Here is a 16,738-nt window from a genome sequence, read left to right as displayed (position 1 = left end):
GATTCTTTAAATTTTCAATAAAAAAATTCCAAATTCCAACATGATTATCAGTTTTGGAATTTGGAATTTCATTCTAAAAAAGCCCTTTGCTTTTTGCTTCTTTTACTAAATCATCATCAGAGCCGGATCGTATTTTAAGGAGTTCTTTAAGGCTTGTTCTGCGTTTTTCGATTTCGGTTATCGAAATAGGAATGTATTGCGGCATTTCCTCAACTTCGGTTCCTTTTGATAAATGAAATAAAATCTGTTTATCAAACTCATCAATTTCTATTGAATTGTGCGGTGATTGATTGAGCATTTTTACGACAGACTGACTGTAATATTTTTCGCTTTTCATTACTTTATCAAATGCAAAAAGCAATTCATCAAAAGTCAGATCGTTTTTAATAATTAATCCGTTTGGGTTAATTGTTCTTATGATTGTTTTGATTTTGAGGAGTTCTGTGTACATTGTCAATAAAACAATTTTGCAGTACGGCATTTTCTTTAAAATCAATTTTGCCAGGTCTTCCCCAGAAAAAAGGTTTTTTTCTTCATAAGCCGGCATACTGATGTCTAAAAAAGCGATTTCAAACTGCGGAGTATTTTCGTCTTCCAATAATTCATAAGCCGATTTACAATCGTGTGCCTGCGCAATTATAAATTCATATTCTTTTGGGTTATACCGTGTTATTGCATTTTTATATCCTTCGATGATAAAAGGGTGATCATCAACAATTAAAATGTTAGGCTGAATTAATTCCGAATTTGGGGCTTTGAAATTAAGTGTCATTTGTCTGTAGGTTTATTTTTTGATCAATTGGAATTTTTACAACTAAGAGTGTTCCTTCTCCTTTAGCAGATTTTATGGCAACGGTGCCTTTACATTCTGCAGCTCGATATTCAATATTATGCAATCCAATTCCATTTTTGGTTCGTTTGGTGTTGAATCCAACTCCGTTATCCATTATCGACAAAACCAGATGGTCAATTTCGCTTTTAAACTCCACCTTAATTGTATCTGCTTTTGCGTATTTATTGCAATTTTGAAGTGCTTCCTGAACAATTCGGTATAAATTGATTTTAACCATATTGTTTACAAGCTCCCATTTTATATGGGAATCAAAAGATGTTACCAGTTTTGATGGATATGTATTCTTTTGATTTTCAAATAGCTTTTTTAATATTACGACAAAGTTATTTATTAATTCAGATTTTTCTCTATTTAGGTCATGCGAAATTTCCCTAATATCTTCTTCAATATGTTTTAGCTCTGCCAAATATTTTTTTCGTTTCGCGGCCGCTTGTTCTTCATCCATTTTATCTAAACTATCCAAGCTTATTCGAATACCAAACATTCGGCCTAAAACGCCGTCGTGTAATTCCTGTGCTACTTTTTTCTTTTCTCTTATTCGGGTCGATTCAATTTCATTTTGTTGCGAAATCATTAGATTATAAACATCTTCATTTGCAATTTGCTGCTGTTGTTTAAAAAGTAATTCCCGGTTTTTTGCCTGCTGTGTTTTGTAAACATAAAAAAACAAACCTATTAAAGTACAAATACTAAAAACATAAACCAGCGTTTTATTCTTCTCCTGCAAACTTGAGTTCTGATCTTTTATTTCATTCGTTTCGTATTCTATACGGGAGAATTTTTCTCCCATCTTGCGTTCTGCTTTCAGCATTTTATCATTAAGCTGAATATATTCTTTAGAATATTTAGAGGCATTTTTAGGATCAACAATAGCTGTTTGTTTAAGCGCTTCTAAAGTGTTTATTAATTTACTGTTTGTTCGTGATAATGTTAAGGCTTGTTTGGATAATTGCAATGCTTTAAAAGTATCTTTTTTAAAAGCAAAATACTCTGACAAATGTATTTTACTCGAAACTACTCCGGATGTTAGTCCAAGACTGTCCCGGATTTTTAAAGATTCATAAAACAAATCAGGTAATTTATTTGATTCTTTTAGTTTGAATTTAGCATAACCCAGATTATCAAGCAAAATTGCATATAAACTTGCTCTGTCTTCAAATAGTTTATCTTCTTTTAAACCTCTTTCAAAAAAAACTTTTGCCTGTTTGTAGTTCCCCATTTTCAGATATATAAAACCTACATTATTTAATGAAGCGGCTTTATACTGAAATATGGAGGATATTGATTTGTCTTCTAAAGTTTTTAAGGCTTTATTTTGAAACTCCAAGGCTTTTGAATATTCTTCTCTTTCATTGTATAATATGCCCAGCAAATTATAGCTTTCATAATAAAGGTCATTGGCTTTCTGCAGTTTCTTTAAACTGCCCAAAGCTTTAAAAACGGCAATTTCGCTTTCAAAAAAATCACCTTCGTTATATTGCAGGCTTGCTTTATTTAAAAATGTTTTTGCCAGATTATACTGGTCATTCAATTTTAGATAAAGTTTTTCTGCTTTAAAATAATGCATAAAAGCACTGTCTGAAACAGATTGTGATGCATAATAATCTCCCAGATAAGTATAGGCTTTTGCCATATGCAATGAATCTTTAGACTTTTGTGTTCGGTCTAAAATCAGTTTGGTGATCTTTAAATAATCTTTCCAATCGCTCATATTGTAGTAACGATTAGCAACTTTAAACAGATTTACTTTATTAAGCGAATCATCTTTTTGATTTAAAATTATATGTAACGCTCTTTGATTGTAATTCTGTTTAATATCTAAAGGAAGATTATTTTCATTTGCTAATGAAAGATAGGTAGAAAGGCTATCTACTAAAGAAATTGTATTTTTATCTAATTCTTTTTTCTGGTTACAAGCCATAAAAACAAAGAATAGAAGTAATAGTATTTTACAATTTTTTTTCAATTGCGATTTTGTGTTTTCATCAAAAATACTAAAACTATTCACACAAAAAAAAAGCTGCCAAAAAAATTGGCAGCCTCAATGCTTATTTAAAATGTAGTTAGTCTACTTTTTTATCTGTTCCGATAGATTGATTAACACTCGAAAAACCTAGTTGTTTGTTTACTGCATGAAAATCTTGTTTCTTTTGACCTCCTGTTGCTCCTCCGTCAATTGTTGGTATTCTTAATTTTTCATTTGAAACGATATTTGGGTTTGCAAATGAAGTTGCTACTGCTACTAAAGAAAATAATCCGAATGTTAAAGCTGTCTTTTTCATAACTCTTAATGTGTTTAATTTGATTTTTGTATTTGGGGTTTTTGATTGCTTTTGTGAGCGAATCATGGTGTAAAACTAACACCATAACCCAAAAAAATCTATATGAAAAAATAGCTTCGTGGTAGAACGTACCCAATTGATAGTCAATGGATACCAAATTTATGTAACCAGCTAATTACTAGATCTCTAGATAATTACCTTTTGAGAAATCAGCAATAATTAAATCGACGTTTGCTTTGTAGGTTTTTGAAAAAGGAATCTTTTTCGTGGAGTTTTTTATATAACAAACTGAGTTTCCGTTATGAATTCTTGCAATGTAGTTGCGATTAATAATATAACTGTTGTGAATTCGAATAAACGGATAGGTTAACACCTGTTCAAAATGTTTCAGCGTTTTGAAAGCAGTTACCATATCACCCGAATTTAAATAGATATCGGTTGAATTATTATCGGCTTGAAAATAACAAATATCATCTGCATTTATGTAACGATGATCACCGTATGATTTAATGCAGATTACAAGTGGTTTATAAAACTCTTGATTTGTGTTTTGATCTGGAATTACTGCAGGAATGTTTTCTGTCTTTAAAACAGGCATTTCATTGGCAATATTAATATCTGGTTTGGTTTCTATAGATCGCGTTTCTTTGGGCTCTAAAAACATCTTTTCGAACTTTAAAAGCGTTTTTAGTAAATCTATATGGGTTAAAGGTTTTATAATGTAATCAAAAACGTTGTATTGAATGGCTTCAAAAGCCAAATCTTTTTTAGTTGTGGTTACAATGATTTTTGGGATAATTGATAAATACCGGTATAATTCGCCAATAAATGAAAGTGATAAATGACTTAGTGAATCTTGGGGATCAATTTCTAAAAACACAAAGGAAGGACGATGTTCTAAAACCAAATTAAGTCCCTGACGGTAATTCGTAGCTGAAGCAATAAAAGTTAATTCTGAAAAACCTTCTGCAACGATTCTGGTTTTCAAAACACTTTCAGCGTCATTGTCAACAATAATATACGAATACTTCTTCAACTTTAACTTTTATTGATTTTCATAACTTCCTGACAGCGTTTCCTCAATGCTTAAAAAAAATGTTTTGAGGTATAGAAAATGCCCAATTAAATTTAAGCATTTCAATTATCCAAACATTCTATTGTTGATAGATTAATCGATTATGTTAATACATAAAGATGAAATGCTAAAAAACTCGTCGAAACGCAGGATTTAAAATTAAAAAAATCCCAAACTCCACAGAGGAATTTGGGATATTTATATCATGTTAATTAAAAAATTACATTTTCATCAACCAGTTTTTCATCGAAACTTCGTTTTCAATAATACCTCTTAATTCAGATATCTTAACGCGATCTTGTTTCATTGTATCTCTATGACGAATTGTTACTGTTTCGTCTTCAAGAGTTTGATGATCTACTGTAATACAAAATGGTGTTCCTAATGCATCTTGTCTTCTGTAACGACGGCCTACTGCATCTTTCTCATCATACGCCACATTGAAATCCCATTTTAAATCTTCGATGATTTTTTTAGAAACTTCCGGTAAACCATCTCTCTTAATTAATGGTAATACTGCTGCCTTTGTTGGCGCTAAAACTGCTGGTAATTTTAGTACTGTTCTTTCAGATCCATCTTCTAAAGTTTCTTCTTGCAACGATGTTGCAAAAACTGCTAAAAACATACGATCAAGACCTACAGACGTTTCTACTACGTATGGCACGTAGTTTTCGTTTAGTTCAGGATCAAAATATTGCAGTTTTCTTCCTGAATATTGTTCGTGTGCTTTTAAGTCAAAATCGGTACGAGAGTGAATACCTTCAAGTTCTTTGAAACCAAAAGGGAAATTAAACTCAATATCTGCAGCTGCATTTGCGTAATGCGCTAATTTTTCGTGATCGTGAAAACGGTAATTCTCTTTCCCTAATCCTAAAGATAAATGCCAGTTTAAACGAGTTTGTTTCCAATGTTCGTACCATTGCATTTCTTCTCCCGGACGTACAAAAAACTGCATTTCCATTTGTTCGAATTCACGCATACGGAAAATGAATTGTCTTGCCACGATTTCATTTCTAAAAGCTTTACCTGTTTGAGCAATTCCAAACGGAACTTTCATACGACCTGATTTCTGAACATTTAAAAAGTTCACAAAAATACCCTGCGCTGTTTCCGGACGTAAATATAAATCCATTGCAGACTCTGCAGAAGCTCCAAGTTTAGTTCCGAACATTAAATTGAATTGCTTAACGTCTGTCCAGTTTCTTGAACCAGTTTCAGGATCAGCAATTTCAAGCTCTTCGATTAAAGCTTTTACATCTTCAAGATCTCCATTTCCTAAAGAACGTCCTAAACGCTCTCTAATTTCTTTTTCTTTTGCTAAATATTCAACTACTCTGGCATTTGTAGTTACAAATTCCTGTTCGTTGAATGCATCACCAAAACGAGCTTTTGCTTTGTCAATTTCTTTTTGCGCTTTTTGGTGAATTTTTTCAGCAAAATCTTCCACTAAAACGTCAGCTCTATATCTTTTTTTAGAATCTTTATTATCAATTAACGGATCATTGAAGGCATCAACGTGGCCTGAAGCTTTCCAGGTTGTTGGATGCATTAATATTGCAGCATCAAGGCCCACAATATTTTCATTCATCTGAACCATTGATTTCCACCAATATTCACGGATATTCTTTTTTAATTCGACGCCATTTTGTGCATAATCATATACTGCACTCAATCCATCGTAAACTTCGCTTGACGGAAAAATAAATCCGTACTCTTTTGCGTGCGAAACCACATTCTTAAATAAATCTTCTTGTTTTGCCATAGTAATGCAAAAATATAAAAAGTACTTATAAAAAAAAGAAAAATAAAAAAGATTGAAGTTTAAATTTGGTTAGTTTTGTAACTAAATTCTTTCTATTTGTGTTTAATTTTATAATTGATCTCTTTTTCCCTAAAGTTTGCTCTGGCTGTCGTGCCGTTTTAATGACAAACGAAACTGTTTTATGTACGAATTGCCGTCATGAACTACCTCTAACTCAATATTATTTAGATTCAAATAATGAAGCTGTCAAAAAGTTTTATGGTAAAATAGAAACCGAACACGTTTCTGCCTTTATTTATTTCATTAAAAAAGGAATTGTTCAGGAACTTATTCATAACCTGAAATATAAAGGCCACGAAGAAATTGGAACCGTTTTAGGAAATTGGTATGTAGAGGATTTAAAAGAACTGAAACTTGATACGCCATTTGATGCAGTAATTCCCGTTCCCTTGCATCCGCGAAAATTTAAGGAGCGCGGTTACAATCAGGTTACCACTTTTGGAAAGGCTTTAGCCGAAGGTTTGAAAATTCCGTATAACGGCTCGATTTTATATCGAAAGAAATATTCTAAAACACAATCAAAAAAGAATCTCTTGGGAAGATCTGAAAACATCGAAAATATCTTTGATGCAATTTCAACCGAAGAAAATCATAATAAACATTTTTTAATTGTTGATGATGTACTTACAACCGGAGCAACACTCGAAGCTTGTTCAAGGGCATTATTAAAAATTCCGGGAACAAAAATCAGTATTGTTTGTATGGCGATGGCGAACTCTTAAACGGGAAATTCCAATAAAAAGAAATTCCAAATTCCAAAACTTGTCTTGTCCTTTGGAATTTGGAATTTCTTTTTATTGGAATTTAATAATTTTAATTGACAATTATTTTCTTAACTGTTCTTCTGTTTCCATCAATAACGGTTACTAAATAAATTCCTGCTGAAACATTTGGAAGCTGAATGTTTTGATTAAAATCTCCAGATGCTGCGAAGGTTTGGGTGTAAACACTTTTTCCTAAAATATCGTGTACAAAAACCTGAACATTATTTGATTCACTTGCAAATTGGACTGTAAAACTTCCTTTATTTGGATTTGGATAAAGTGCAAAATCAAGAGTTTCAAAATCGTCTGTTCCTAAAGTAAATGTTTTGGTACAGATGTTGACTGATGCTGAATTTATTGTTCCAAACATTCCCGAAACAGCGTCACGAACTCTAAATGTCCATGTTCCCTGTTGTGTCTGCCCATTAAAAGCACTCAATTCATTAACCGGAATAACAATTTGTTCTGTTATTTTGCTGCAATCTAAAGCATTTCCTGTATCATCAAAATTAAGAATCAATGTTGAGTTTAAACTTGGACATGATTTATTAAACAAACGAACTGTTGTTCCCTGCGGACTCACGATTTGGATTTCAAGATCTGATAATCGTTCGTGTGTAACGTTTACCAAAACATTTACATCTGAAATTGTTCCTGTTGCACTTGGAACACTAACTGATTTTGTTGTATAACTTGTTGAAGCCAGAATATTAAAAGGACTTTCAAAACTATAGGTATTACAGCTTGTTGTTGTTGTATACCCAATAGCAAATGGTTTACTGTTTAAAGTATAATAGATATTTGCCGTTGGTTCAATAAGAAGTCTGCAATTTGTTGAGGAAGGAATACTAGCAGACAGAGCAATAACTTCTGAACCATCATTTGGTGTATTAGCTGCTAAAGTGGTTGGAAAAGTTAAACCGCCGTCTGTAGAAAGTTTGATATTTACTAAAGAAGATCCCTGCAGATTATTCGTATTGTTAACGCTCCAACTAATGGTTTGACTTGAGCCTTGCTGCCAGCTTACATTATCGCCATTATGCGATGTTACTGCAAAAGGTCCGGCTGTTGAAACCACATTAACAAACATTGCACTTGTATTGGTCTGCGCTGTACCTAAAGCTGCATTGTCCCTTCCTGTTAAAGTAAAATTTAATGTTCTGGCGATAGACGAAACAGACTCCCAGGTTGTGGTCAATTTATTTTGTAATACGGAATCATAACTTGGAAAATAACGAACAGGAGAAGTTGTTGGAGCAAATGATCTGAACAAAGGCCCGTCTGGTTTTGTTGGATATGCAATACTGTTTGCTTCAGATGTTGTAGTAGCATTATCATATTCTTCCCAAGTGTACGTGATAATATCCCCTTCTGGATCTGAACCAGTTCCTTTTAAAATAAATGGTGTACCAATTGGAATCGTATAATTACTTCCTGCAATAATTACAGGCGGATTATTGGTTAAATTGGTGCTAACCGGACAGCTTTTTCCAGCAAGCGTATTCTGAATCTGTAAAATACTTGCATATGCAAAATAGTCATCAGAATTATTTTGAATATCATAATCACCCGTAACTCCGGCATATCCCATTATTGTAGAACCACTTCCCGGCTCAACATTCACTGATGTTCTTTCCCCTGAATCGTATGAAAAAGTATGATTTGCTCCCAGTTGATGTCCAAATTCATGTATCACAAAATCAATATCAAAAGTATCGCCTTCAGGTTTTCCGTCTGAAGGAGACGTGAAAGCACTTCCTTTTGCTAAAGGATCACCTGTTGTTGGATTTGAACAAATACAACCTATGCAGCCGGCATTACCTCCTCCGCCAGAAGCTCCGAATAAATGTCCAATATCATAATTACTATTTCCTATAACATTTGTCAACGTTGTTTGAACTTCCTGATTCCATGCGCCATCTGCACCATCTGAAGCTTTAGAATAAGGCTGTGTCGCAACATTGGTATAAATTACAGCATCATTATTGGCAATCAAAACCAGTTTTAATGCTAAATCTTTGTTTAAAATGCCGTTGACTCTTGTTAGTGTTGCGTTCATTCCTGCTAAAGCTCCGGCTTTTGTTCCACCAAAATACGCTGTATATTCTGCTGTACAGGATAATGCTAAACGAAGTGTTTTAAAAACTTTATTATTAGATGTTGTTTTTGCAGTTTTTCCTTCTTTATTATTTATAACGGCATCTATAGTTTTACATACTAATTTTGCTTTTGAAGCTGCATCTTTTGAAGAAAACAAAACATATTCTGCCTTGTTATCTGGGTTTTGCTCTATAAACTCAGTCGCTTTATCAGCTCTAAAAAGCATTGTTTGAAGTCCTCTAGGCGAAAGACTAAAATGTATTTTTGCCGATTTATCGTCTAAACCACTTCCTTCATAAGCTTTAATTTCTGGATATTTTGCCTGTAGCTCAGGATCAAAATTTGAAGATTCCCAAACCTGAAATCTTTCTAAAACTCCTTTTGCATTTGGAATCGTAATTTCGGCATTTGAACTTAACGAAGATTTTTGAGTTGTTTTGTCCAATTTTACCGTTAAGAATTCTGTATTTAATTTATAATACAGTTTATCAGAATCAGTTACTGAAGCTTTTTTTCCAGAGACTGAAACCGAATTAACCTTTTGCCACAGGTCGTCATTTTGGGCATGAAGTTGTACAAATGAAAAGATAATCAGAAAATAAAGTAATTGTTTCTTCATGCTTAGTGATATTTTTATGAAATCAAATTTAGTCGAATTAAATCAAATTCTTACATCTAAACGACATTTAACGTTTTTTAGTCGACGAATCAGTAAATTTTTCGACAAAAGAAGTATAATATTCCTAAAAAATCAATTGCCCTTAGTACAAAATTTAAAATAGATAGTATAAATTTGCAGCATCTTAAATAATTTGTTTTGAAGCTCTTTCATTCTATAAACGATTTCCATTCGACCAAGAAAACAATTTTAACTCTTGGTACTTTTGATGGCGTACATATTGGTCATAAAAAAATTCTGGAAAGAATTACTCAAAACACGGAAAATGGAAAATACGAAAGTTTAGTACTTACATTTTTTCCGCATCCGAGAATGGTTTTACAAGAAAAATCAGAAATAAAATTGCTGAATACTATTGCTGAAAAAACAAAACTTTTAGAAGCAACCGGAATTGAAAATTTAGTTATTCATCCGTTTAACGAAAGTTTCTCAAGATTAACTGCCAAAGAATTTGTGAGCACTATTTTAGTTGATCAGTTTCATATTCAAAAAATAATTATTGGCCACGATCATCGTTTTGGAAGAAACAGAACGGCCAATATTGATAATTTAATTGCTTTTGGTGCCGAATATGGTTTTGAAGTGGAACAAATTTCTGCAGAAGAAATACAAGATGTTTCTGTTAGTTCTACCAAGATCAGAAAAGCTTTGGATGAAGGAAATATGGAATTAGCCAATGAATATTTAGGCTATGACTATTTTTTGAGCGGTGAAGTTGTAAAAGGAAAACAGTTAGGAAGAACAATTGGTTTTCCAACAGCAAATATTCAAATTGAAGAGGAATACAAATTAATCCCTAAAAATGGAGTTTATGTTGTGAAGGCTTTGATTGATAATTTGGAAGTTTTCGGAATGATGAATATCGGTTTCAATCCAACAGTAAATGGACAAAAACAAACTATCGAAGTAAACCTTTTTGATTTTGATGCTGATATTTACGGAAAAAAAATTGAGGTTTCATTATTACAATATCTTCGCGGAGAACAAAAATTTGGTTCAATTGATTTATTGAAAGCTCAATTAAATCAGGACAAACAAGATTCTTTGGGTTTTGTGAGTAAGCTTCAATAATTATTTTTAGATGTAGTCCCTACGGGACAAAATGGAATGGTTTATAATATATTTTACCAATATAAAATCTCTATGAGATAAACTCCGTTAGGAGTTAAATATCGGTAGCAAAAAAATACCACACCTGTATTAATGTCCTGTAAGGACTTCACTCGAGATTCTTTGATTAACTTCAACAAATAAAATATATAGTCCCTACGGGACAAAATAAATACTTGAAAATTGTATTCTACCGATATTAAATCTCTACGAGATAGATTTGTTAGGAATTAAAAATCAACCGCAAATATTACGCATCTGATTTCCATCATAATAAACTCTAGAAATACTCCGTTAGGAGTTAAATATCGGTAGCAAAAAAAATACCGCACCCGCATTAATGTCCTGTAAGGACTTCACACATTTCAACAAAAACATTCTTCTAAAACGTTATTTCTTGATCTATAAGATTTTACCAATTTTAGATCATCTTAGTTGTTTTTTTAGTAAATTTGATATAGGACTCTGTTTCCCAAACATTTACTATTAACTTATTTAAAAATAACCACTATGAAATTACCTAAAGAAATAACAAACGGTTTTTTAATATTCCTCGGAATTGGCATTTATTTTTTATTGATGAATTTATTAGGTCTGGCAGATTTGTTTTACCTGCGTACGCTCAATGTGTTTTTTATATTTTATGGCGTAAACAGAACCATGCAAATGAATCTTCATGAGGGAGAAACTGGTTTTGTATCAAATGCTGTGTCAGCTATGACAACTTCTGTTGTTGGTGTATCACTAAGTGTTTTAGGATTATTAATTTACAGCTATGCACGAGGCGGAGATGCTTATGTAGGAACATTATCTGAAGCTTTTATGTTTGGAGGAAATCCTTCTGTACCCACTTATTGTATTTGTCTGCTTTTTGAAGGGCTCGCTTCATCGGTAATTGTTACTTTAATGATGATGTTATACTGGAACAATAAATATGCTGCCGATTAATTATTCAAAATAAAAACAACCATTTAAGCGCTCAAAAATCATAAAAACCTATAATTTTATGATTTTTGAGCGCTTCTTTTTTAAAAGACTTGCCAAATATTCAATTACAACAATCAGTGTTGTTGGTTACTACAATTTAATTACTTTTAAAACTTCAAAAAAAATTGTATCCATGAGCATAACAAAACACAATTGGACAAAAGACGAAATAATAGCAATCTATAATAAACCACTAATGGATTTGCTTTATGAAGCTGCAACGATTCACAGACAAAAACATGATCCAAACGTCGTTCAGGTTTCTACTTTATTATCAATAAAAACAGGCGGATGTCCTGAAGATTGTGGTTATTGCCCACAAGCTGCAAGGTATAATACCGGAGTTGAAGGAAATGACTTAATGACGGTGAGCCATGTAAAAGCTCAGGCCTTAAGAGCTAAATCCAGCGGATCTTCCCGCGTTTGTATGGGAGCTGCCTGGAGAAATGTAAAAGATGGTGAAGAATTTGATCAGGTTTTAGAAATGGTTCGTACTATAAATAAACTTGATATGGAAGTCTGCTGTACTTTAGGTATGCTTACAGAAAATCAGGCGCAGCGTTTAGCCGAAGCTGGTTTATATGCTTACAATCATAATTTAGATACTTCTGAAGAATATTATAAAGATGTAATTTCTACCCGCGGTTTTGAAGACCGTTTACAAACTATCGAAAACGTTCGTAAAACAAATGTTACGGTTTGCAGCGGTGGAATTATTGGAATGGGAGAAAGTATTGAAGACAGAGCCGGAATGCTTGTTGCGCTTTCAACTTTAAATCCGCAGCCGGAATCTGTTCCTATTAACGCTTTAGTTGCTGTTGAAGGAACTCCGATGGAAGAAGAAAAACCGGTTGAAATCTGGGAAATGATTCGTATGGTTGCTACAACCAGAATTGTAATGCCGGAAACTCAGGTTCGTTTATCTGCCGGAAGAACTAACATGACTCGTGAAGGTCAGGCAATGTGCTTTTTTGCAGGAGCAAATTCGATTTTTGCCGGAGATAAATTATTAACTACTCCAAATCCGGATGTTAGCGAAGATATGAAGATGTTTGAAATGTTAGGATTGGTTCCGCAAAAGCCTTTTATAAAAGTTTCTCAGCCAAAAACAGTAGAAGCTGCTGATTCTCAATTTAATTCTTTAGGAGAAAAACCGAGATGGTCAAGACCCGGACATACAATTGAAAGAAACGTTGAAGCTTCGATCAAATCAAAAATTTAGGCAAAAGAGTTAAAAAACTTCAATAAAATTTTTTAAATTGCTTATGACACAGAGTTATAAGCAATTTTTTTATTTATAAAAATGAAGTTAAAACAGATAGAAAGGGTCAAAAAAATCTCTAAAGAAGATTTTATTTCCCAATATGTAAAAAAACAAATCCCGGTTGTTGTTGAAGAACTAACGGAAGACTGGCCCGCTTATCAAAAATGGAAATTATCTTATATTAATGATATTGCCGGTGATATTACGGTTCCTTTATACGATGATCGGCCTGTAAACCATGAAGAGGGTTTTAATGAAGCTCATATGACAATGAAAATGAGCGATTACATTAACCTTTTGGAATCAAAACCTACCAATTATCGCATTTTTCTTTACAACTTAATGAAAGAAGTGCCACGGTTAAAAAATGATTTTTTATGGCCGGATATTGGACTAAAACTTGTTAAGCAATTACCAATGCTGTTTTTTGGAGGCGAAAATGCAAGAGTATTTATGCATTACGATATTGATTACTCGAACATTTTGCATTTCCATTTTCATGGAGAAAAACAATGTATGATTTTTGCGCCAAATCAGTCAAAGTATATGTACAAGGTTCCGCATGCTTTAATTTCGAGGGAAGACATTGATTTTGATAATCCTGATTATGAAAAATTTCCTGCACTTAAAAATGCTGAGGGATATATCACTAATCTTAAACATGGAGAAATGCTGTATATGCCCGAAGGTTACTGGCATTATATGAAATATTTAACTCCCGGATTTTCAATGAGTCTGCGGGCTTTTCCTAAAAACATCTTGAATTTATCTAAAGCTGCATACAATGTTTTGATTATGCGCCATTTTGATATTATGATGCGGAAATTTAAAGGACAGAAATGGATTGACTATAAAAATAAAAAAGCAATTCAAAACACGCATGAAAACCTTCGGAAGAGTGCTTAATAAAAATAAAAGCCGGCTGCAGAATTAATTTTACAGCCGGCTTTTTATTTCAGTTTATAAATTAATGAAACGTAATTTTTCTGGTGGTTGTTTTTCCGTTTTCCAAAGTCACTTTTACAATCAAAACCTGATCTCCTGACTGCAGATTTGGAATCTGTAATTCGGTATTTTCAATCTTTTTATTGTTGTAAATCAATTTTCCTGAAATATCAAAAATGGAAATTTCTTTTATATAATCATTCGTTGAATTTACTTTAATGTTTTTATTCTTAACCGAAACAAAAAGATTATTTTCCTGATTTTCAAAATCATCAACTCCTAAATTTACTGCAGCATATTTCAAAACAAAGCGGTCCAGAAAAGTTCCTATTGATGTATTAAAAGTGTATTTTCCTGTTTGCAGATTATGTGTCGTATTGTTCCATTTATCTTCTAAATAAATAGCATGATTTGCTAAATCACCATCTGCATGGTCTATCGCTATTGAAAATTCACCTTCAATTCCAGATCTGTACCCTAAAGGAACAACATCAGTATCTTGAAAAGGTACAGCGCGACCCTGAACCGTTAATTTTCTTCCTTCGTTAATACTGTAAAAATCTACATATATATTTCCGTTTATGGTAACTCCATCATAATTATTGTCCCAGGTATCAGTTGCTCCTTCTATATATCCTACTAACAACTGTTTAAAAAGCCCCTGAGTATTTGTCATATTAAGCCAGACTCTGTGTTTTTCAATTGTTTCTTTATTGCTTTCTGCTGTTTTAAAAAACTGGCTGTTGTTTCCGGGAATTCTCATTGAATTTGTAAAAACAGCGTTTCCAGTAGTTTTTGCTTTTACGAAAAAAGCCTGACCAGCTGCTATATATCCTAATGGAGGACTTTGATTTCCGGGTGTTCCTGCTCCTTGTCCACTCAGGCTGCCTACACTTGTACTTCCGGTTAAATTATAAATAGCATAATCATCGCTATTATAATTAAATTGAGCATCACCGGGAACAGAGCTGCTTGGTGCGGAGTTATGAGTCCAAAAATATAATGTTCCATACAAATTGGCCGCATTATCAAAAATAAATTGATCTGCATATATCGCCGAAGGATATGGATTGCCAAGCAAATGAGATTTCTCTGCAGCTAATAAAGGGACTGTAATTGTACCATTATTAGGAACTCCTTCTAAAAATGAATCATAAACTGAAGGGGCGGATATATCGAAATTTTGAGGTGCTCTGACAATATAACCATATCCAGGACTCATTTCCATCGTTCCATTATAATTTATTATCCATCCACTAATAGCATTATGACTATAATACTTATCTGACAATGTGTTTGGTGACAAATCGTGTAATGTAAAAGCCGGTGTACGCACAATTGGCGAAGACCAATACGTAAAATCATATCTTCGAACTGGTGTGGTATTTCGTTTATATATAATATTACCCGTATTTACGACATTATTAACCTGCATTAAACTGGCATTATTTTCAAAAGTCAATAAACCTCCGTTGTTGCTCACTGAATTGGTAATCGTTAAAGTATGATTAGAATTTACGGTAACATTTGCACCCGCATCAACAACACAAGAACAACCGCTCAAATCACCTGTTGTAGAATAATTGCCCGAAAACCGAACTGCATCTGTAACTATTGGCGGACTTCCTTTTGACCAACTTGTACCATTCCAAATATTTGTAACCGGAGCTTTTATCTCCAAATTAATAGTTGGTAAAGAAGGACAAATATTTATGTCGTGTATTGTAAAAGTATAATTTCCGGGAGCCAGATTTGTTATGGTATAACTAGTTCCTGATGAAGTATAGGTTTGAGAAACTGTTCCGTTTTGTGTAATTGTCCAATTTGGTGATGCCAATAAGCCAGTCAGATATACGCTTCCGTTTGGATTAACACAAGTTGGCTGTGTAATAATTGCCAATATTGGTGTAGAAGGTTTTGGTTCCACATCAATTCTTGTTTCTATTGCAAATTCTTCAGGGCAAGTTCCGTTTTTTACCACAGCTCTATAGCTGGTACTTGTTGTTAATACTCCCGGCTGATACGTATTAGATGTATTTGCAAAAGGCTGCCAAACGTATGGAATCGCTTCTGCATATTCCCATCTTACAATTGTTCCCGTATAATCTGTCAAAGTTAATAACGGACTTGGATCTCCCGCACAAATATGATTTCCTCCATGCACTGCACCACGTTCCGTTTTTGTTACCGTTGTAGTATTGCTTGCGCTTGTATTTGAGGCACATCCTATTGAAGAATAACCAACAGTTACTGTTTTACTTCCAGCGGTAAGCCATTGTAATGTTACGGTATTACTTGATGCAGATAAATCTCCTGAGGTAATAATATAATCTGTATTCAAAACTCCCGGAACATTCCAAACATAATTTGATTGTCCGGTTTGTGTTGTATACGTAACATCTGTATTTACACAAACAGAAGCTGCGGGCTGCGTTGTAAATGTTGGTGTTGGAATTGGATTAATTGTTATTGCTGCTGAACCTCCGGTAAAACCAGAATTTCTAGCACAGGTATTTGCACCCGTTACTGAAACTAAAGTATAAGTTGTCGTTGTGATAACTGGGGTTGTAAAAGTGGCGAATGGAGTTCCGCTTACAACTCCTGAAGCCGTGCGATCTGCTCCACCATTTTCTTTATAAACAACTGTGTATGGGCCAGTTCCTGAAGTAGCAGTAAATGTCAATTGTCCCGCCCCAGTTGCACAAAACGGACCGTTAGCCGTTAAACTTCCCTGTGGTAATGGATTTACTGTTATTGTAGTTGAACCTGCTGTAAAACCAGAACTTCTAACACAGGAATTTGCTCCTGTTACTGAAACTAAAGTATAAGTTGTTGTTGCGGTAACTGGCGTTGTAAA

12 protein-coding genes are annotated in these 16,738 nt (G+C 33.5%); 5 read left to right on the top strand and 7 right to left on the bottom strand.

Annotated features, from left to right (window positions below; translation table 11 throughout):
• Positions 1-73: 73 nt before the first annotated feature.
• The 5 genes from ACODSB_RS01455 to ACODSB_RS01435 all read right to left on the bottom strand — a co-directional run bounded on the left by ACODSB_RS01455 (position 74) and on the right by ACODSB_RS01435 (position 5,972).
• Entirely contained in the window at positions 74-772 is a 699-nt protein-coding gene (locus ACODSB_RS01455; RefSeq protein WP_488935738.1) for a response regulator, read from the bottom strand.
• Positions 762-2,774: an ATP-binding protein gene (locus ACODSB_RS01450; protein WP_256636355.1), complete on the bottom strand. Its 2,013-nt coding sequence runs from the start codon at positions 2,772-2,774 to the stop codon at positions 762-764. Before ACODSB_RS01450 ends, ACODSB_RS01455 begins: the two co-directional genes overlap by 11 nt.
• A gap of 142 nt (positions 2,775-2,916) precedes the next feature.
• Complete coding sequence (locus ACODSB_RS01445) at positions 2,917-3,135, bottom strand: hypothetical protein (RefSeq protein WP_123924579.1); 219 nt, start codon at positions 3,133-3,135, stop codon at positions 2,917-2,919.
• A 178-nt stretch (positions 3,136-3,313) separates the two neighbouring features.
• Positions 3,314-4,171 carry a LytR/AlgR family response regulator transcription factor gene (locus tag ACODSB_RS01440; RefSeq protein WP_488935737.1) on the bottom strand — a complete coding sequence of 286 codons (858 nt, stop codon included), beginning with the start codon at positions 4,169-4,171 and terminating at the stop codon, positions 3,314-3,316.
• A 259-nt stretch (positions 4,172-4,430) separates the two neighbouring features.
• Positions 4,431-5,972, bottom strand: coding sequence for a glycine--tRNA ligase (locus tag ACODSB_RS01435; RefSeq protein ID WP_488935736.1), 1,542 nt, complete (start codon positions 5,970-5,972; stop codon positions 4,431-4,433).
• A gap of 161 nt (positions 5,973-6,133) precedes the next feature.
• On the opposite strand from ACODSB_RS01435, the gene ACODSB_RS01430 reads away from it, so the two are divergent.
• Entirely contained in the window at positions 6,134-6,754 is a 621-nt protein-coding gene (locus ACODSB_RS01430) for a ComF family protein (protein ID WP_053473438.1), read from the top strand.
• A gap of 91 nt (positions 6,755-6,845) precedes the next feature.
• Here ACODSB_RS01430 and ACODSB_RS01425 read toward each other — a convergent pair whose 3' ends face one another.
• Positions 6,846-9,515 carry a zinc-dependent metalloprotease gene (locus ACODSB_RS01425; RefSeq protein WP_488935735.1) on the bottom strand — a complete coding sequence of 890 codons (2,670 nt, stop codon included), beginning with the start codon at positions 9,513-9,515 and terminating at the stop codon, positions 6,846-6,848.
• Positions 9,516-9,713: 198 nt separating this feature from the next.
• Between ACODSB_RS01425 and ACODSB_RS01420 the strand changes: the two genes are divergently transcribed.
• The 4 genes from ACODSB_RS01420 (at position 9,714) to ACODSB_RS01405 (ending at position 13,842) form a co-directional block, all read left to right on the top strand.
• Positions 9,714-10,646, top strand: a complete 933-nt coding sequence (locus ACODSB_RS01420) for a bifunctional riboflavin kinase/FAD synthetase (RefSeq protein ID WP_488935734.1) — start codon at positions 9,714-9,716, stop codon at positions 10,644-10,646.
• A 549-nt stretch (positions 10,647-11,195) separates the two neighbouring features.
• Positions 11,196-11,633 carry a hypothetical protein gene (locus ACODSB_RS01415; protein ID WP_053473441.1) on the top strand — a complete coding sequence of 146 codons (438 nt, stop codon included), beginning with the start codon at positions 11,196-11,198 and terminating at the stop codon, positions 11,631-11,633.
• 172 nt (positions 11,634-11,805) lie between these two features.
• On the top strand, positions 11,806-12,894 hold the full coding sequence (gene bioB, locus ACODSB_RS01410; protein WP_053473456.1) for a biotin synthase BioB: 1,089 nt from the start codon (positions 11,806-11,808) through the stop codon (positions 12,892-12,894).
• A gap of 81 nt (positions 12,895-12,975) precedes the next feature.
• Positions 12,976-13,842, top strand: a complete 867-nt coding sequence (locus ACODSB_RS01405; protein WP_488935733.1) for a cupin-like domain-containing protein — start codon at positions 12,976-12,978, stop codon at positions 13,840-13,842.
• A 61-nt stretch (positions 13,843-13,903) separates the two neighbouring features.
• Here the strand turns inward: ACODSB_RS01405 and ACODSB_RS01400 are convergent.
• Positions 13,904-16,738, bottom strand: a 2,835-nt coding sequence (locus ACODSB_RS01400) for a DUF8693 domain-containing protein (protein WP_488935732.1), incomplete at its 5' end; no start/stop codon positions are given.

The sequence above is a fragment of the Flavobacterium sp. FG68 genome (genome assembly GCF_057808895.1).
Note: the sequence above shows the minus strand (reverse complement) of the source record. Positions and strands in the feature narration are given on the sequence as shown.